We start from the raw sequence: 18414 nt of genomic DNA, 5'->3' as shown, positions 1-18414 counted from the left end.
TCCATTATTTTTCAATGTGGCAAAAATAAACCCCGCCGAAGCAGGGTCTATGATTGAAATAATCTGATCAGATTAAATCAATAAAGTACGGATATCTTTGAGCAGCTGGGTCAGCTTGTTGGTGAAACGCGCAGCATCTGCACCATTAATCACACGGTGATCGTATGACAAAGACAATGGTAGCATCAAGCGTGGATCAAAACCTTCACCATTCCAGACCGGTTGCATGGTGGCAGGTGAAATTCCCAGAATTGCCACTTGCGGCCAGTTCACCAGTGGCGTAAATGCCGTACCACCAATTGAGCCCAGGCTGGTAATGGTAAAGTTCGCCCCTTGCAGGTCTTTTGGTGACAGTTTCTTGTCACGCGCTTTTTGACCCAAGCTTCCCAGCTCAGTGGCAATCTGTTTAATCGACTTCTGATCGGGATGACGCAATACCGGAACCGTTAAACCATCTGGCGTTGCCACCGCGATCCCCATATGGATCTCGTTACGTAGCAATACTGACTTGCCATCATCGGCCAAGTGACCAGCAAACTCGCGCTCTTCTTTTAACAAGTGCGCAACTGCTTTGATGATGAAGGCCATAATGGTCAGGCTCAGGCCTTCTTTCTTGAAGTTGCCTTTCAGCTCATTACGCCACGCTTCTAGTTCAGTAATATCGGCTGCATCAAACTGGGTCACTTGCGGAATGAAATTATTCAGCGACAACTGCGGAATAGACACTTGTTGCAAACGCGTCAAGGCTTTTTCTTCCACACCACCAAAAGCACTAAAGTCTGGCAATTTTGGTAGACCTGCGGCTTGAGCAGCAGCGGCTACAGGAGCTGCCTGTGGCGTAGTCAGGCGCGCTTTGACATATGCCTTCAGATCTTCTTTCATCACCCGAGCATTGGAACCTGAAGCCTGAACTTCTGACAATACTACGCCCAGTTCACGTGCCAGTTTACGTACAGCAGGGCCGGCATAAACTTTCGAGTTGGCGACATTCTGCTCTTTGGTCAGCTTGTCGGCATTGTCAGAGGTCGCCACCGCTGGAGTAGAAGATGCCGCAGGTGCTGCTTTGGTGGTCTCTACTGGTGCAACAGCTGCTTTCGGTGCTTCCGCTTTAGCCGCAACAGGTGCAGCCTCTGCTTGCGCTTCAGCTTGAATTGTCATCAGTGCAATGCCTTCAGAGACATTTTGTCCCAGCTCAACATGAATCGCCTTGATCACCCCAGCAGTTGTGCTTGGCACTTCAACCGTGGCTTTGTCTGATTCCACCACGATGATGCTCTGGTCTTTTTCAACCGTATCACCGACAGAAACCAGAATTTCAGCCACAGCTGCTTTGTCTACACCCAGATCAGGCACCATCACTTCAACATCACCCGCAGGTGCTGCTGCAGCTTGAGCCACTGGCTCCGCTTTAGCATCTTGAACTGGCGCAGCTTCAGCTTTTGGCGCTTCTGCTGCAACAGTCGGGGTCGATCCTGAAGTTTTCACTTTTAGAATCACCACACCTTCTTTAATCGTGTCGCCTTCTTTAATGTCGATGGATTCCACCGTACCTGCAACCGTACTTGGCACTTCAACAGTCGCCTTGTCCGATTCCACCACCACGATGCTTTGATCCACCTCGATTTCATCACCGACAGAGACCAGAATTTCACCGACAGTGGCTTTCTCTACACCAATATCGGGGACTTGAACATCGACCACTTGTGAACTTGCTTGAGCCTCAGGCGCAGCAGAAACTTTTGGCTGATGTGATGCCAGTTCTTGCATGATTTCCTGATCAGGCAAAGACGTAGGTGTATTTTCTGAGGTTTTTTGTGAGGCATCTGCTTGCTGTGGCTCGACCACATCCGTACTGCCATCTTCAGCTTGCAGTTCAATCAGTACCGCGCCTTCAGTCACTTCATCACCCTGACTGACCAGAATGCTTTTCACCACCCCTGCTGAAGTGCTGGGCACTTCAACAGAGGCTTTATCGGATTCAAGCAACACGATGCTGTCATCAATCGCAATCGTATCACCGACTTTGACCAGAATTTCGGCCACGGTTGCCTGATCTACACCAATATCGGGAGTCGTAATTTGCATGCTTAGTTCTCCTCTTTGTAGTCAGCAACAGCATGTACAGATGGGGTGTCTTGCGGTGCCCAAGCCACCGGACGATCGGTATCCAGCTCAAACGTCGAGATCGCGTCTTTCACCAGGCGCGGATCAACTTCACCTTCATCTGCCAGTTTTTTCAGAGTTGCCACCACAATATGGGCAGCATCGACACCGAAGTAGCTACGTAAATTACCACGTGTATCTGAACGGCCATAACCATCGGTACCGAGTGCCACAAATGGGCGGCCATCTGGAAGATAGGCACGAATCTGTTCGCTATAGGCACGCATATGATCAGTTGCAGACACCACAATACCTTCGGTACCGCGTAGCTGTTTCGATATCCATGCTTCTTTCACATCCTCAGCCAGTGGATGCAGGCGGTTGTATTCTTCACATGCCATACCATCACGTGCCAGTTCATTGAAGCTGGTGACACTGTAGACATTTGAGTGGATCTGGTATTCCTCACGCAGAATCTTCGCTGCCTTGATCACTTCACGCAGGATCACACCCGAGCCCAGTAACTGAACCGTGGCTTTTTCATCTTCTTCCAGTAAGTACATACCACGCTTGATGCCTTCTTCAACACCTTTTGGCATTTCCGGATGCTCGTAGTTTTCGTTCATCACGGTCAGGTAATAGAACACACGTTCCTGATTCACATACATACGTTGTAAACCGTCATGCACGATCACTGCCAGTTCATAACCAAAACATGGGTCATAAGAGACACAGTTTGGAATGGTATTGGCCAGAATATGGGAATGACCATCCTGATGCTGCAAGCCTTCGCCGTTTAGTGTAGTACGACCCGCAGTCGCACCGAGCAAGAAACCTTGTGCCTGTGCATCGCCTGCTGCCCATGCAATATCACCGATACGCTGGAAACCGAACATCGAGTAGTACATGTACATCGGGATCATTGGCAGGTTATTGGTTGAATAACTGGTGCCTAACGCGGCCCAGGCACTCATGGCGCCGGCTTCGTTAATTCCTTCTTGCAACATGTGTCCGTCTTTGGCTTCACGATAATGCATCAACTGTTCTTGGTCTTCAGGCGTATATTTCTGACCATGCGCAGCATAGATACCGAGCTGGCGGAACATGCCCTCCAAACCAAAAGTACGTGCTTCATCTGGCACAATCGGAACAACACGGTCTTTAATTGCTTTCTCTTTAAGAAGCGCAGAGATTAAACGTACCATCACCATCGTGGTCGACTGTTCTTTACCATTTGAACCCGCCAAGACCGAATCAAATACCGAAAGTTCAGGAATCGCCAGTTGCTCGCTTTCCTTCCGACGTGCAGGCAGATAACCACCCAATGCTTCACGACGTGCTTTCATGTATTTCAGCTCAGGTGAATTTTCGCTTGGACGATAGAATGGTACTTCTTCCAATTGCTCATCGGTAAATGGCAGGTTGAAGCGGTCACGCACGTATTTCAAAGAGTTGATTTGCATCTTCTTGATTTGGTGTGTTTTGTTGACTGCTTCGATTTCTTCTGACAAGCCATAACCTTTGACGGTTTTCGCCAGAATCACGGTCGGTTGACCTTTGGCAGTACAAGCTTCAGCATAGGCAGCAAAAACTTTGTACGGGTCGTGGCCACCGCGGTTCAGATTATCAATATCTTCATCGCTTAAATCCTTGACCAGCTCTTTGGCTTCTGGGTATTTACCGAAGAACTTTTCACGTGCATAGGCCCCACCTTTGACCTGGTAACGCTGGAAATCACCATCAACCGCTTCTTCCATCACCGCTTTGAGTGCGCCAGATTTATCTTTATCCAGTAATGGGTCCCAATGACGGCCCCACACCACTTTAATCACACGCCAGCCTGCGCCGCGGAATAGTGACTCAAGTTCCTGAATGATCTTGCCATTACCACGTACCGGACCATCCAGACGTTGCAAGTTACAGTTCACCACCCAGATCAGGTTGTCGAGTTTTTCACGACCTGCCAGCGAGATTGCACCGAGGCTTTCTGGCTCGTCCATCTCGCCATCGCCCAAATAAGCCCAGACCTTACGATCTTCTTCTTTGATCAGGCCACGGTTCATCAGGTACTTTTGAATATGCGCCTGATAAATCGACATGATTGGGCCCAAACCCATCGATACCGTTGGGAACTGCCAATAATCCGGCATCAAATAAGGATGCGGATAAGATGGCAAACCTTTGCCACCGACTTCACGACGGAAATTATTCAGATGATCTTCAGTCAAACGGCCTTCTAAAAACGAACGCGCGTAAATACCGGGGGCACAGTGACCTTGATAATAGATCATGTCGCCGCCAAAGCTGTCACTGTTGGCACGGAAAAAATGGTTAAAACCGACATCATATAAAGTTGCGGAAGAGGCAAAGCTGGCCAAGTGACCACCGAGGTCATCACCGGTTTTATTTGCGCGCAATACCATTGCCAAGGCATTCCAGCGAACCAGCGCACGAATCCGGCGTTCCATATCCTGGTCGCCCGGCATTGCCGGTTGTTCTTCAACCGAAATCGTATTTAAGTAGGGAGTATTTAAACGCTGAATAGGAACATGCTTTGCAATTGCGCGTTGATAAAGTTTTTCTAATAAAAATGCTGCACGCTCGGTACCCATGTGTTGCAAAACAGAGTCAAATGCATCTTGCCATTCTTGGGTTTCTTGCGCGTCTGTATCGCCATAAAACGCCATAATCTACAGTTCCTAAAAGCCTAATTTAATGTCTTATATGTACCATATTTGAGACCTCAGCAGGTATGGCTCTGGCTGAATGCGATTTGGCAGTACTATTTAGGAACTAAATGATTGGTGACGTTTAATTACACAACATAACAAAAAATAGTCAATATAGGAGATTTATTATACATTCATTATAATAGTTGGTGATAATATCAGACTTAAAAGCGATTATCTGAAGAACCCTTCAATGTGGGTTGAAGAGCCTTAGCTTAATCGCTTTGAAATGCTTATTGGAGAGATGCTTATGTATAAAGAGCCTAATAGAAATTCAGGTCTATACTTAAGGTAACATAGCCAAATAAGTAGATGGGTTTTTACGTTGACCGTCTTTTACAACTTCATAATGCAAGTGTGGACCGGTACAGCGGCCAGTACAGCCAACGTTGGCAATATGATCACCTGCCTGTACCTGTTCTCCCACACGTGCAATAAGACGTGAAGCATGAGCATAACGTGTTAAATAGCCATTGCCATGATTGATTTCAACATATTGACCATAACCCGTACCCCAACCTGATTTGGTTACAATACCTGGGCCTGTGGCATAAATTGGTGTACCACTTGGCGCTGCAAGATCAAGACCTGAGTGATTTTCAGCACGGCCACCCATGGTACGACCACCGTAATTTGAACTTACGCGAGAATTGGGTAAGGGATGAGCGATCAGCCAGGAATAAGCACTATTTGCAGCAGCTCGATTAGATGAGGTATTTGCATACTTCTGTGCCAGCGTGCGATTGTTAAGCTCAACTGGCTTTTCACGTAGCTGGACATTCAATTTGGTTTGCGCTGGAATATCGATATCATCTGGATGAGTATATGCACCCTGTGCCAGAGTACGCGTCAATTGCTCGATACGATCTGTTGAACCATTTTCTTGATTTAGATTGACTAAATCTGCAAACGCTACCGAAGCAGCTGAAACTGATAAAGAAAATGCCAACAAAATACGTCGCATATGCATAAAAAACCTCTCTAAACTGCTTTAATCGAGTTCCTTGAAGATCTCTATCCTTGATATCCACTAAAAGAAGCGCATAAGATTAAGACATAAACATGTAGGAATTATGTATGTCGGAACCTGTCAACGTTTTTCAACAAACCAGAAAACAGATAAAAACAGGAAACTTTTCGTTTCTCTCATCACAAGTTGCTGCCTGGCAGAAACTTACGAAACTCGTACAACCGCTATTGCCCCAACCGGAACGCTGGCAAGTTGTGTGCTATCAAAATGGTGTGTTAACGATTACCGGTGAAAACCAGGCCATGATCAGTCAATTGGCCTATCTTCAAAAGCAATACATTTCACAACTCTCTCAAATAAATGAATTAACAGATCTTACAAAACTTCAAGTTTGTTTGCGGAATCCTTCACAAACGCAACCTGTTGCAGCAACACCTGAAAGAGCCTTAAATGCAGAAACACAGGAATTACTTCGTGGTGCTGCTGACTTTATAAGCGACCCTAAGCTTAGCCAAGCTTTGCTACGTTTGGCAAGCAATAAAAAGTAACATAGCAATCAAATGTAATAAATTAGAAAAGCAGTATTATGCGACACATGTCACACTATTGGCGCAATAACTAAAACATAAAGACACAAACACAATGACTTATGTCACATTCACATACATGATTGGACAATTGGCCTCGTCATCAAATGTTACAATTTCATAGCAGCTTGGATCACTTTTCACATTGCGCAACAGCTGATTATTCAAAGCATGTCCAGATTTATAACCATCAAATTTGGCAATGATCTGATGTCCAAGCAGATACAAATCCCCGACTGCATCCAAAATTTTATGGCGTACAAATTCATCAGAGAATCTTAGACCCTCTTCATTCACCACTCCGGTTTCATCCACACCAATGGCATTCTCCAAACTGGCTCCCAGTGCCAGATTATTGGCTTTGAGATAATCCAGATCTTTCATAAAACCAAAGGTACGCGCTTCACTAACTTCATAAACAAAAGTTTCAGTCGAGAAATCGATACTGGCGGACTGATGTTCTTTTTTAAAAGCAGGATGATCAAAATCAATGGTGAAATTCAGCTGGAAGCCATGGTGCGGACTAAAAATGGCACGCTTATCATCAATCAGTGCTTCAACCGGTTTAATAATCTTGACGAATTTTTTCGCAGCATCCAGTTCTTGCAGACCACCTTGCATGAGCAAATAGATAAACGGGCCTGCACTGCCATCCATAATCGGCACTTCCGAGGCAGAGACTTCGATAATCAGGTTATCAATTCCTAAACCGGCAATCGCACTCATGACATGTTCAATCGTACCGACTTTGGCATTTTCCTGAACCAGATTCGAGCACATGAAAGCTTCCTGAATCAGCATCGCATCGGCAGGAATGTCGACCGGCGGATTCAGGTCAATACGACGAAACACAATTCCCCCATCGGCATGGTGCGGCACAAAGTTAATCATGACTTTTTGCCCACTGTGAAGACCGATTCCGCTCGCTTTCACGATACGTTTCAGGGTACGTTGTTTCAACATGCTTCTTTCATCTGTTCATCAATAAAACCGCTATACGTTAGCATATTTGGCCATTGATAAAAAACAAAAAGGTGGCTTAAAAGCCACCTTTCCTGTGTAATCATGGTAAACACATGATGTTACATGTTATTTACGCTGTTGATTCTTAAGATAATCCTGAATACTCATTGGCGTTGGACGCGGGCTTGAAACTGATGCTGCAGCATTCGCTGGCGTAGCGGTTTCATGCTGTTGGCGCTGAATCGCTGGTACATCATCATCTTCTACCACAGCCTGTGAGGCTGCTGCTGGGCGCGTTGCCTGTACATTGGTACGTTTGGTCGGTTCAACTGAATCCGCTGCATGACGGGTTAAACCCGTTGCAATCACGGTCACACTGATTTCATCACGTGCATCCGGATCAAATACCGTACCGTAGAACACCTGACCTTCATCCAAATCGACAATCTGGTTAACAACATCGGTGATTTCTTCAATTTCACCGAAAGTGACATCATCGCCACCCGTTACGTTAATCAGAATACCTTTGGCATTCATGATGGTTACGTTATCGAGTAATGGGCTACGAATAGCCTGTTCAGCAGCCTGACGGGCACGGTTTTCACCACGGCCTAAACCAACACCCATCATGGCATAACCACGAGTACTCATCGCTGTTTTCAAATCGGCGAAGTCAAGGTTAATATGACCCGGACGTACCACAAGATCAAAAATACTGCGTACCGCATTCAGTAGCACATCATCCGCTTTTTTATAGGCATCTTTCATTGAAATATCACGGAAGACTTTCAATAAACGCTGATTTGGAATGATAATCAATGAGTCGACATGCTGCTCAAGCGCTTCAATGCCTTTTTCCGCAGATTGTAAACGGCGCTTGCCCTCAAAGTTGAATGGCGTCGTCACCACACCAACCGTCAGGATACCCATTTCTTTGGCAATTTCAGCAACCACTGGCGCAGCACCCGTTCCGGTACCACCGCCCATACCCGCAGTGACAAAGACCATATCGGTCCCTTCAAGCTGCTGGCGGATCAGTTCACGGCTTTCTTCTGCGGCAGTCTGACCCACTTGCGGATTGGCACCTGCACCCAGACCACGGGTACTTTGCTCACCCAGCTGAATTTTAAATTCGGCTTCCATGCGATCGAGTGCCTGCTTGTCCGTATTGGCACAAACAAACTTTACGCCCTGGATATCAGACTGCAACATGTGTTGTACAGCATTACCACCCGCACCGCCTACACCAAACACAGTGAAACGGGCTTGACCATTGCTATCGCTATGATCGTCTTCGAAAAATTCAAATGAGGCCATGACCTATAAAATTCCTAATTCATAATTGGCAGTCACTAAGCCCGTACACTGCCTTAATCTTAATAAAATTGTTTTTAAGAATGCTGCTCATGCGTTAACTTGTCAAGTACAAGCCCGATTAACTACATCTTCTCAACAATATTCACAATAAAAATCGACTTAAAAGATTGATTTCAAGGTGTCATTAAAGCCAGACCAAGCCCGCTTGACGCGCTGAGTTAACGATAATCGCTCTACATCATCCTGTTCTACAATCGTGTCTTGAGTATCACTCTGACTAAACATCAGCAAACCCGCGACCGTACTATATTGCGAACGGCGTAGCGCTGCCTGATGCTGTTCATCGGCATACACCTGCGTTGGTGGATTACCCAAATGAGCTGACACACCCAAGGTACGGCGTACAAAGCTCACCATACCTTCAATATGACTGGCATCACCGGTCAGGACCACACCATGATACAAGCCCTGGATCGCGCCATTTTTCACCAGTTCATCACGCACCAATCCAAGAATCTCGTCATAACGCGCCATGATAATTTCGGTCAGCTCAATCCGGCTGATGGTTTGTGGCCCATCAATCCCCTGGAACTGAATCATATGGTCAGGCTTAACCACTTTCAGGTCTACACAGCCATACAGCAGTTTCAGGCGTTCAGCTTCTTCGGTCGTGGTCTGTAACACCGCCGCAATATCACGGGTCACATGCTCGCCACCACGCTGGAAGGTATGGGTTAAGGCCAGACGACCATCCACATACACCGCCACATTGGTGGTGCCGGCACCGATATCGACCAGACAGACGCCATATTCTTTTTCATCTTTGAGCAGACTGGCCTCAGCAGTTGCCAGACTTGAGACCACCATTTTCTCCACACCAATATTGGCGCCCTTGAGGGCACGGTCAATATTTTGCATGGTGCTAATCGGCAGCATCATCAGATGATAATGACCAGTCATGCTATGTGCAGACATCCGAATCGGATTCAGCACCCACTCTGATGAGTCATCCAGCTCGAAGCCCAAAGGCACAGCACTGACCAGATAATGGTCTGAAGTCAAATGACTGGCTTTGGCCAACTCCAGTGCACGAACCACTTCGCTGGTGGTAATCGCATGTTCGCTATTGTCGATCGAGGTTCGACCTGAAGCATAAAAGCTTTTTAATTCGGCACTTGGAATAGAAACCCAAGCAGAATGCACCCGACACTCCGCCATATCTTCTGCTTCTTGGACGGCATTTTTAATTGCGGTAATAACTTTATCGAGACTGACAATTTTCCCTTTACTCATGCCTCGGTTACGAGCGGTAGCCATACCAATCACTTGGATATTGTCTGGCGCGTGTACCTTGCCAATCAAAACTGAAACTTTGTGTGTCCCAATGTCAATCGCCACAACCGAGGGAACAGCTTCACTCATTATTCACTACTACCATTACATGTTTGTTAGATTTATGGCTTGAATGCCTCTATTTTTTAAAGCCGATCATTATGGCTTTACTGTTACATTATTCTCAACGCCCGTGTCATCAATGGTTACAATAAAATGCCCATTTACAATTTTAGGCGGAATTGAATTTTTCCACTGTATCGACAATCCATTGCGATAACGCAGGTCGATGGCCGAAATTTTAGACCAGACCGGCTTTAAGTCGCTTTGAGACAGATGGCTCAAGCGCTGTAATTTGCTCATGGTCTGATCTTTATCAACAATTATTCTTAAACCCGAATCAAACTGCATAAACCAGGTCATTCGCTCGGTGAGATAGAGTTCTTTTAGACGAATGCCTTGTGGCAAAAATAACTGATTAATTTCATTATAACGACGCATCATGGTTTCTGCATGGCTCGCTGGCCCATGTAGTAACGGTAATGCCTCATAATTCTTGGGTGTGACTTCGGTGAAAATGACACCACTGTCACTCAATAAACGTCCTGTGCCCCAACGTGCAATCGCATGATGTGGCATGATCCGTACCCGAATGCCATTTGGCCAGGCTCGGGAAACCACCACCCGATCCACCCAGGACAGCTCCAGGGTACGATCGCGGATCGCTTCCAGATCCGAAGTAAAATAGTTTTCGGTCACAACCGGTGACACATATTGCATGACCTGACGCTGTTCAGCAGCCGAGCGCGTACCTAACACGCCCAGCTCTGCCACTTCGGTATTGGTCATGACTTTATATAAGCCCAATATTCCAAAGGCCAGCACCAGCACCGCAATACACAACAATAACCAGCCACCAAAATTGGACAGCTTTTCTTTGCGTGTCGGCGGCTTGTCGTGAATTGAGGTAATCGCAGCACGTTTACGGCGCATGGAAACAGGAAGTTGAGCCATATTTAGTGTGCCGACCCGGTCAGGGTCTGTTCCAGAATCGCAACACACAGGTCATCAAAACTATAATCGACTGCAGCTGCCGCTTTTGGCACCAAAGAATGACTAGTCATGCCCGGTACGGTATTCACTTCCAGCAGCCAGAAGTTGCCCTGTTCATCCTGCATGGCATCAATCCGGCCCCAACCGCTGGCACCGACTGCCTGAAATGCACGCAGACTCAGGGCTTTTAACTGTTGCTCTTCAGCTTCGGTCAAACCACATGGAATGCCATATTGCACATCATTACGGTTATATTTGGCTTCATAATCATAGAAAGCAACATCTTGAGGTGGTTCAAGACGAATCACAGGCAGCGCCTGACCATTTAAAACCACAATGGTGAATTCACGGCCGGTAATCCATTGTTCTGCCATCACCACGGCATCATGTTCAGTTGCCTTGGCAATTGCTTCTGCAAAGTCTTCAATTTTTTCGACCTTGCTCATGCCGATACTGGAACCTTCATGTACCGGTTTGATAATCAAAGGCAGGCCTAAAGAATTGACGATATCAGCCGCATCGGAATCTTTGGTAACAATACGGTAAGGCGCTGTCGGCAATTCCGAACCCTGCCAGACCTGCTTGGTCTTGACCTTGTCCATGCCGATTGCAGAGCCTTGTACCCCTGTACCGGTATAGGGCACATTTAGCCATTCCAGTACACCCTGAATCTGACCGTCTTCACCACCACGACCATGCAATACAATGAAAGCACGGTCATAATTTACCAGTTCTGTGACACTACGTTGCTGCGGGTCAAAAGCTTCCGCATTGACCCCTGAACGCACTAATGCCTCAAGTACCGCCGTACCACTGTCTAGAGAAACCTCACGCTCTGCAGATTTACCACCAAGCAACACGGCAACTTTTCCGAATTTTGAAGCATTTGACACGTTTATATCCTTAAACTTTTTTCAATCTGGTCAATTCAATTCAGTCATGCAAGATGACTATTTTATATATAAGTGATTTTGCGCAAGTTCGACTGAGATTGCTCCAACATTACCTGCGCCCTGGGTTAATAACAAGTCATTTGCTTGCAATACTTTTCTCATGATCTGATTCAGATTACCGTCCACCGCATCGACCAGAATTGGCTCAACTTCGCCACGTAAACGAATGCTGCGGGCTAAAGTACGGCTGTCCGCCCCTACAATCGGTTTTTCACCGGCAGGATAAACATCCAATAACAATAACTGGTCTACAGTAGAAAGTACTTCCACAAAATCATCAAAACAGTCACGGGTACGGCTATAACGGTGTGGCTGGAACATCATCACCAGGCGACGATCCGGATGACTCTGACGCGCGGCTTTAATGGTGGCTTCGACTTCTTTTGGATGATGACCATAATCATCCACCAGTTTTACATTACCACCCTCAATTTCAAATTCGCCCTGAACTTCGAAGCGACGGCCTACCCCACTGAAACCTTCCAGTGCACGGCAAATAGAAGCATCAGACACGCCTTCATCGGTCGCAACACCAATCGCAGCCAAGGCATTCAGGACATTATGCAAACCTGGCTGATTCACGGTTACACGTAATGGCTCACGCTCTTTACGCAATACGGTAAAGTGCGTTTGCATGCCGTCCTGATCGACATCTATCGCGCGAATGTCATTGTCTTCATTAAAACCGTAGGTCAGCACTGGACGTGCAATTCGTGGCATGATTTCACGAATATTGGCATCATCACCACAGACCACGGCCAGGCCATAAAATGGCAGTTTTTGCAGGAACTGGATAAAAGTATCTTTCAGCACATCGAAGCTACCGCCATAGGTATCCATATGGTCGGCATCGATATTGGTCACTACAGCAGCCATAGGTTCCAAGTGCAGGAAAGAGGCATCCGATTCATCGGCTTCTGCCACGATATAACGGCTGGCACCCAGAGCAGCATTCATACCGGTACGGTTCAGCAAACCGCCGATCACATAGGTTGGATCCATGTTTTCTTCTGCCAGCATACAGGTAAGCAGACTGGTGGTCGTGGTTTTGCCATGAGTACCGGCAACCGCAATACCATGACGGTAACGCATCAGCTCACCCAGCATTTCTGCACGGCGAACCACAGGAATACGACTTTCAATCGCGGTTTTAATTTCCGGGTTTTCCTTGTCAATCGCAGTAGACACCACGATCACATTGGCCCCTTTAATATTATTTGCAGTGTGCCCGATATAAACCTTGATCCCATTTTCTTCCAGCTGCGCCGTGGTATTGGATGCCTTGATATCTGAACCGGAAACTTTATAGCCCTGATTTTTCAATACTTCGGCAATACCACACATGCCTGCACCGCCAATGCCCACAAAATGAATGTGTTTGATACGGCGCATTTCCGGCACTTTAATTAATTTTTTCGCTTGTTCAGCTGGGGTTACTGGAGACATAGTTTACTCGAATGATAATTCTTGAATTAAACGGACCACATGTTGAGTCGCATCGGGTTGAGCCTGTCGACGTGCTTTTACCGCCATTTCCATTAATAGCTGGCGATTCAGCATCGGCTCTAATAAGGTTTTTAAACTTTCCGGGGTCATGCTGACCTGTGGGCAAATCTTTGCCGCATTAATCTTGGCCAGAAAGCCGGCATTGGCAGTCTGGTGATCATCCACCGCACTTGGAAGCGGTACAAAAATTGCAGCCACACCTGCCGTCGCAATTTCAGTCACGGTCAATGCGCCAGCACGACAGATCACCACATCGGCATCACTATAGGCTTTGGCCATATCTTCAATAAACGGCTGGACTTCGACGTGCAGATTTGCCGGAGCATTGGCATAACGTGCACGCGTCGCCTCAGCATGGTTTTGACCACACTGATGATAGACATTTAAAGGCACATTGAACTGTTTTAAGGCTTCAGGCACCCGTTCATTTAAGGCCTGCGCTCCCAAAGATCCACCTACGATTAAAATGCGTAAGGGTAATCCTGCTTTTTCACGCTCCTGATAACGCCAGGACGGATTTAAAATGTCACTAATTTCTTGGCGCACCGGATTGCCCGTGGTCACAATTTTATCCTGTGCGGGAAAGGTGTCCGGAAACGCCTGACACACCGTCTTGGCAACACGCGACAATTGGCTATTGGTAAAACCGGCCACCGCATTCTGCTCATGAACCAGCACCGGAATGCCTAGAATACGCGCAGCCAGACCACCCGGCCCTGCCACATAACCACCAAAGCCGGCTACGGCATCGACTTTTAGCTGCTTCATGTATTTCATGGCACTAAAAGTCGCTTTCATGATTTTAAAAGGGGCCAAGACCTTACGTACAAAACCATTACCACGCACACCCTGAATATCAATTTGATAAACAGGAATATTCTGATTTTTTAATAAACGATTTTCCATGCCTGCAGGCGTAGCCAGCCAAGACACTTCAATCCCTTGTTGTTGTAAGTTTTTTGCAACGGCTAACGCTGGAAACACATGTCCACCCGTACCTGCGGCCATCATCATGACATGTTTAGGCTGTTTTTGCTGAGCGTCGGTCACGGTCTAATTCTTCAATTTAAAAAAGGGAACAGGAAATCTGATTTAAGTGGTCAATTGTAATCACAATTGTAGGGCCTTGAAAGTTTATTTACTTTATTTCAACAAGGCATTAATTGTTTTTTTCATACGATTTTAAAGTTTAAACTAGTTTTGTTATCAGGCAGGCATTTTTCCTTAGACTTAAGTGACATATAAACACAATTTTAACCCTCTTTCATTTAATCTTTCCCTCACTGTATTTGTTAGATCTATTTGTTTTCCAGGATTTTCTCAACAATTTCTATTCATTCGCCAGTTTAATTGCTCTATTAACTTATGCCTAAATCATATAAATCTTAATAAAATTTTATGTTATCCATATCGCTATATACTTTTTTTAGCTGTATCAGCGCATTGATTGAATGGATTAAATCATTATAAATGTCAAAAATATCAATTCGTGACCTATGGATTATTTTGGCCGGCTATTTGGCGGCTATTCATGTCGGGAAACTTTCTGCGGTTCTTCCCATTTTACAACAGGATTTAGGTCTCAGCTTTACGCAAGCCGGTTTTTCCCTGTCTCTGGTTCAAGGCGCGGGGATGCTGTTTGCGTTGTGTATTGGTGCATTGTCAGAAAAAGTCGGTTTAAAACGCTGCCTGATCTTGGCGTTGATCATTTTAGGCCTCAGCAGTATGGCAGGCCTCTGGATTCAGCATGTCGCGGCGTTGTATTTCTTCCGTTTTACTGAAGGGATCGGATTTTTAACCATCTCCTTATGTGCCCCCGCCATTCTCAAACGTATCAGCCGAGCTGAAACACTCAATTTTAAAATGGGACTCTGGAGTTCCTATATGGGGGTTGGTGTCAGTCTTGCTGTTTTTACCATTCCCATGCTGCTTGAATACCTGAGCTGGCAAAGCATTTGGGCCATTTTAGGGAGTCTCTGTCTGCTCATTGCAGTGATGATTAAACGGTATTTATATCTTGAAGCGGTCACACCGGTACAGCCGAATCACCCGCAAGCCGGCACAGAAAATACCTCCTTCTGGCAAATTATTAAAGTGACCCTGACTCACCCACCGATTTTGTGTTTGGCCATTATTTTTGCCTGTTATACCAGTCAGTGGATAACCGTGACTGGATTCTTGCCTACCCTGTATGTCGAACATGGGATTGACTTAAAAGTCGCAGGGGCTCTGGTCTCGATGGTGGTGCTTGCTAATTTAGGCGGTACCTTTGGCGCAGGTATGTTGCTGCAAGGTGGCTGGAAACCCAAAACCCTGTTAAGCACAGGATTTATCGCCATGCTGTGCAGCAGCTTGCTGACTTTTGCGGCAAGCTCTTGGCTGTCATTTGAATTACAGTTTGTGAGTGCCGTACTGTTTTCACTCATTGGCGGAATGATTCCGACCACGATCTTTGCGATTACCCTGCGCTATGCACCGCGTGCCAATGCCGCAGCCGCCAGTGTCGGTCTGGTTTTACAGGTTTCAGCCTGTGCGCAATTCTTTGTACCTCCTCTGAGTGCGGCACTGGTATCCACGACACAACAATGGGCCCATATCGCGACAGTCACAGCCTGTCTTTCTATCTTAGGGATATTGATGACGCTGCTTTTATTTAAGCGATATGCTTAATAAAAAAAAGCCTCAGATGAGTAATGCCAGTCAGTTAAGAAATTGACTAGCATTTTCTTTTTTAAATTCATGATCATATTTGACAAGTAGAAAAGTCATCCGCAACTGTTTGAGGCAGGACTAGATTTAAAAATGATTGTTTCTGCGACAAATTTACTAGTCGATGGTGGCTGCCGAGTTTTGCGGTGAGGAGTGTTGCTCCGCAAGATGCCTTCCTTGCGAAGCTTCGCTTCTCATTTGGGCGAAACCAAAGTAACAAATTATTTTCAAGCATTTGATTTATAAAGTTAAGACTCCGTCGTGAACGACTAAAAAGTTAAAGAGTCTACTTCTAAACTCCTTAACTGATCAGCATTACCTCAGATGAGGCTCTTTTTCTGTCTGGTTTAAACCTGCTGCGAACGGCCTGCCTCTAATACAGCAAACAGATCATCGGCAATTGAGGTTCCAAACTGGTCATCAATTTCACGAATACAGGTTGGGCTGGTTACATTAATTTCAGTGACATAATTACCAATCACATCCAGTCCTACAAAAATCAGACCTTTTTCTCTAAGATAAGGGCCTACTTTTGCCGCAATGGCGCGGTCATTTTCAGTCAGTGGACGTGCTTCTCCCAGACCGCCTGCCGCCAGATTGCCGCGCACTTCACCATTTTGTGGAATACGGGCCAAGCAATATGGTACTGGCTCGCCATTAATCATCAGGATACGTTTATCACCTTCGACAATTTCAGGAATATAACGCTGTGCCATAATCGGCTGGGTACCGTTATTGGTCAGCATTTCAATGGTTGAACCAATATTGATGCCATCCTGATACAGGCGGAAAATTCCAGTACCCCCCATGCCATCTAGCGGTTTCACAATCACATCGACCTGTTCTTTGAGAAACTCACGAATCAGGCTTTGCTGCGAAGTCACCAGTGTCGGAACTTGCAGATGCGGGAACTGGGTCGCAAACAGTTTTTCATTACAGTCACGCAGGCTTTGTGGCTTGTTAATAATCCATGCACCTTCGCGTTCTGCCTGCTCCAGAATATAAGTGGTGTAGACAAAATTCATATCAAAAGGTGGATCTTTACGCATCAACACCACATCATAAGCAGCGATGGATTCTTTCTTTTTTTCACCGAGTTCATAATAGTGATCATAGTCTTCAAACACCTGTAGCGGCGCTATCAAACCAAAAGCTTTGCCCTGCTCAATATATAAATCTTGTTGTAATGCATAACCAAGCTCATGCCCACGGCGTGCTGCTGCCCAAAGCATGGCCATGGTCGAGTCTTTCTTCAGGTTTACATTTTCGATGGGATCCATCACAACAAGTACGCGCATGTGTCTCTGCTCTTTTTCAAAAAATGACTTAGCAAGGAGTATAGCTTGTGTGGATTCTTTTGTTTATGGTGATTTTGCATGACTTGTTCTGTATAGATTTTTAGATAAGTACTGAGGCAGATTGAGCTCAAAAGGAGGTTTGCCATGCAACAGGCAATTATCGGTTTTCATTTGGATGAAGAACAGCATTGGGTTGCAGAGCTGGCCTGCGGACATGGCCAGCATGTACGGCATACCCCGCCGTGGCAAAATCGGCCCTGGGTGATGACCGAGCAAGGTCGCAAAGAAAAGCTTGGCATGCTGCTGGACTGTAAAAAATGTGAAAAGTGCGAAACTGAAACCTGAACCTATAAAAGTGTGATGTAGCTGACTAAAAATAATCTCGCACAGGATTTGCTAATTGCAGTCACTGCGTTTATGCTTTTATTGCTCAAACATGCAGCGTTTTTTCAGGGTGGACTTTGCTCACACGGCTCGTCAAACAGATCTGGTTGGTGATGCTTATGGTTTTTGCCATAGGCTGGAGCAGTGTGTCTGTTGCTTCTGCAACAACCATGCATTTGGTCATGTCGTCTGAACAGATGAGCAGCCATTGTCTGGACATGGTAAAAGCCTCCATCTCTCATGCTATGCATGAATCTGCGTATAACTCAGATCAAGACCTGACACAGGCTGACTGTTTTCCGGATATGCCACAGCACTCACAAGACTGTCTGGATTGCAGTACGATGGCCTGTCAAAGCCAGATGAGCGGCTTGCAAATTTCCGTTCCTGAACTGACAGTATTCGACCATCATTCTCTAGAAAGAACCCTCCTCCCAACTTATCATGCCAAACACCTTGCCGGTTATTGGCAGGAAATCCTGCGCCCACCCAAAACTTAATCCTGAATAT

15 protein-coding genes are annotated in these 18414 nt (G+C 46.1%); 4 read left to right on the top strand and 11 right to left on the bottom strand.

Features of this window, described 5'->3' with window-relative positions; genetic code table 11:
- Window positions 1–72: 72 nt before the first annotated feature.
- The 3 genes from FTV29_RS00490 to FTV29_RS00480 all read right to left on the bottom strand — a co-directional run bounded on the left by FTV29_RS00490 (window position 73) and on the right by FTV29_RS00480 (window position 5802).
- Window positions 73–2085, bottom strand: coding sequence for a 2-oxo acid dehydrogenase subunit E2 (locus tag FTV29_RS00490; RefSeq protein ID WP_180072412.1), 2013 nt, complete (start codon window positions 2083–2085; stop codon window positions 73–75).
- 2 nt (window positions 2086–2087) lie between these two features.
- Window positions 2088–4790, bottom strand: a complete 2703-nt coding sequence (aceE, locus tag FTV29_RS00485) for a pyruvate dehydrogenase (acetyl-transferring), homodimeric type (RefSeq protein WP_100356978.1) — start codon at window positions 4788–4790, stop codon at window positions 2088–2090.
- Window positions 4791–5118: 328 nt separating this feature from the next.
- A complete protein-coding gene (locus FTV29_RS00480; RefSeq protein ID WP_005173245.1) occupies window positions 5119–5802 on the bottom strand; it encodes a M23 family metallopeptidase in 684 nt (227 codons plus the stop codon).
- A 107-nt stretch (window positions 5803–5909) separates the two neighbouring features.
- Between FTV29_RS00480 and FTV29_RS00475 the strand changes: the two genes are divergently transcribed.
- Complete coding sequence (locus FTV29_RS00475) at window positions 5910–6350, top strand: DciA family protein (protein ID WP_005095034.1); 441 nt, start codon at window positions 5910–5912, stop codon at window positions 6348–6350.
- A gap of 99 nt (window positions 6351–6449) precedes the next feature.
- Here the strand turns inward: FTV29_RS00475 and lpxC are convergent, their stop codons facing one another.
- The 7 genes from lpxC to murG form a co-directional block, all read right to left on the bottom strand.
- Window positions 6450–7352, bottom strand: coding sequence for a UDP-3-O-acyl-N-acetylglucosamine deacetylase (lpxC, locus tag FTV29_RS00470; protein WP_005095032.1), 903 nt, complete (start codon window positions 7350–7352; stop codon window positions 6450–6452).
- 126 nt (window positions 7353–7478) lie between these two features.
- The gene (gene ftsZ, locus FTV29_RS00465) at window positions 7479–8669 is read right to left on the bottom strand and encodes a cell division protein FtsZ (protein ID WP_005095029.1); all 1191 of its coding nucleotides are present in this window, start codon (window positions 8667–8669) and stop codon (window positions 7479–7481) included.
- Window positions 8670–8828: 159 nt separating this feature from the next.
- Window positions 8829–10091 (bottom strand): cell division protein FtsA, encoded by a 1263-nt coding sequence (gene ftsA, locus FTV29_RS00460; RefSeq protein ID WP_005173256.1) that lies wholly within the window; start codon window positions 10089–10091, stop codon window positions 8829–8831.
- Between the two features lie 69 nt (window positions 10092–10160).
- Complete coding sequence (locus FTV29_RS00455) at window positions 10161–11015, bottom strand: cell division protein FtsQ/DivIB (RefSeq protein ID WP_100329511.1); 855 nt, start codon at window positions 11013–11015, stop codon at window positions 10161–10163.
- Between the two features lie 2 nt (window positions 11016–11017).
- Window positions 11018–11947 (bottom strand): D-alanine--D-alanine ligase, encoded by a 930-nt coding sequence (locus FTV29_RS00450; RefSeq protein WP_159138386.1) that lies wholly within the window; start codon window positions 11945–11947, stop codon window positions 11018–11020.
- A gap of 57 nt (window positions 11948–12004) precedes the next feature.
- Window positions 12005–13453: a UDP-N-acetylmuramate--L-alanine ligase gene (gene murC / locus FTV29_RS00445; RefSeq protein ID WP_100534532.1), complete on the bottom strand. Its 1449-nt coding sequence runs from the start codon at window positions 13451–13453 to the stop codon at window positions 12005–12007.
- 3 nt (window positions 13454–13456) lie between these two features.
- The gene (murG, locus tag FTV29_RS00440) at window positions 13457–14563 is read right to left on the bottom strand and encodes an undecaprenyldiphospho-muramoylpentapeptide beta-N-acetylglucosaminyltransferase (RefSeq protein ID WP_180072410.1); all 1107 of its coding nucleotides are present in this window, start codon (window positions 14561–14563) and stop codon (window positions 13457–13459) included.
- Window positions 14564–14983: 420 nt separating this feature from the next.
- On the opposite strand from murG, the gene FTV29_RS00435 reads away from it, so the two are divergent.
- The gene (locus FTV29_RS00435) at window positions 14984–16183 is read left to right on the top strand and encodes a CynX/NimT family MFS transporter (RefSeq protein WP_180072408.1); all 1200 of its coding nucleotides are present in this window, start codon (window positions 14984–14986) and stop codon (window positions 16181–16183) included.
- 386 nt (window positions 16184–16569) lie between these two features.
- On the opposite strand, the gene gshB is transcribed toward FTV29_RS00435, so the two are convergent.
- Window positions 16570–17520 carry a glutathione synthase gene (gshB, locus tag FTV29_RS00430; protein WP_180072406.1) on the bottom strand — a complete coding sequence of 317 codons (951 nt, stop codon included), beginning with the start codon at window positions 17518–17520 and terminating at the stop codon, window positions 16570–16572.
- A 144-nt stretch (window positions 17521–17664) separates the two neighbouring features.
- Between gshB and FTV29_RS00425 the strand changes: the two genes are divergently transcribed.
- Window positions 17665–17865 carry a DUF3565 domain-containing protein gene (locus FTV29_RS00425; protein ID WP_004281307.1) on the top strand — a complete coding sequence of 67 codons (201 nt, stop codon included), beginning with the start codon at window positions 17665–17667 and terminating at the stop codon, window positions 17863–17865.
- Window positions 17866–18023: 158 nt separating this feature from the next.
- Window positions 18024–18404, top strand: a complete 381-nt coding sequence (locus FTV29_RS00420) for a hypothetical protein (protein ID WP_257222401.1) — start codon at window positions 18024–18026, stop codon at window positions 18402–18404.
- Window positions 18405–18414 lie beyond the last annotated feature (10 nt).

Origin of the sequence: Acinetobacter sp. YH12254, from assembly GCF_013417415.1 — a bacterium.
In the GTDB taxonomy this organism is placed as follows: Bacteria; Pseudomonadota; Gammaproteobacteria; order Pseudomonadales; family Moraxellaceae; genus Acinetobacter; species Acinetobacter pseudolwoffii.
The sequence above is the reverse complement of the archived record's forward strand: the minus strand, read 5'-3'. Positions and strand labels throughout refer to the sequence as shown.

Coding starts and splice junctions, on each gene's coding strand:
- FTV29_RS00490 (WP_180072412.1), bottom strand. CDS start 2,085: ATGCAAATTACGACTCCCGATATTGGTGTAGATCAGGCAACCGTGGCC.
- aceE (WP_100356978.1), bottom strand. CDS start 4,790: ATGGCGTTTTATGGCGATACAGACGCGCAAGAAACCCAAGAATGGCAA.
- FTV29_RS00480 (WP_005173245.1), bottom strand. CDS start 5,802: ATGCATATGCGACGTATTTTGTTGGCATTTTCTTTATCAGTTTCAGCT.
- FTV29_RS00475 (WP_005095034.1), top strand. CDS start 5,910: ATGTCGGAACCTGTCAACGTTTTTCAACAAACCAGAAAACAGATAAAA.
- lpxC (WP_005095032.1), bottom strand. CDS start 7,352: ATGTTGAAACAACGTACCCTGAAACGTATCGTGAAAGCGAGCGGAATC.
- ftsZ (WP_005095029.1), bottom strand. CDS start 8,669: ATGGCCTCATTTGAATTTTTCGAAGACGATCATAGCGATAGCAATGGT.
- ftsA (WP_005173256.1), bottom strand. CDS start 10,091: ATGAGTGAAGCTGTTCCCTCGGTTGTGGCGATTGACATTGGGACACAC.
- FTV29_RS00455 (WP_100329511.1), bottom strand. CDS start 11,015: ATGGCTCAACTTCCTGTTTCCATGCGCCGTAAACGTGCTGCGATTACC.
- murC (WP_100534532.1), bottom strand. CDS start 13,453: ATGTCTCCAGTAACCCCAGCTGAACAAGCGAAAAAATTAATTAAAGTG.
- FTV29_RS00435 (WP_180072408.1), top strand. CDS start 14,984: ATGTCAAAAATATCAATTCGTGACCTATGGATTATTTTGGCCGGCTAT.
- gshB (WP_180072406.1), bottom strand. CDS start 17,520: ATGCGCGTACTTGTTGTGATGGATCCCATCGAAAATGTAAACCTGAAG.
- FTV29_RS00425 (WP_004281307.1), top strand. CDS start 17,665: ATGCAACAGGCAATTATCGGTTTTCATTTGGATGAAGAACAGCATTGG.
- FTV29_RS00420 (WP_257222401.1), top strand. CDS start 18,024: ATGGTTTTTGCCATAGGCTGGAGCAGTGTGTCTGTTGCTTCTGCAACA.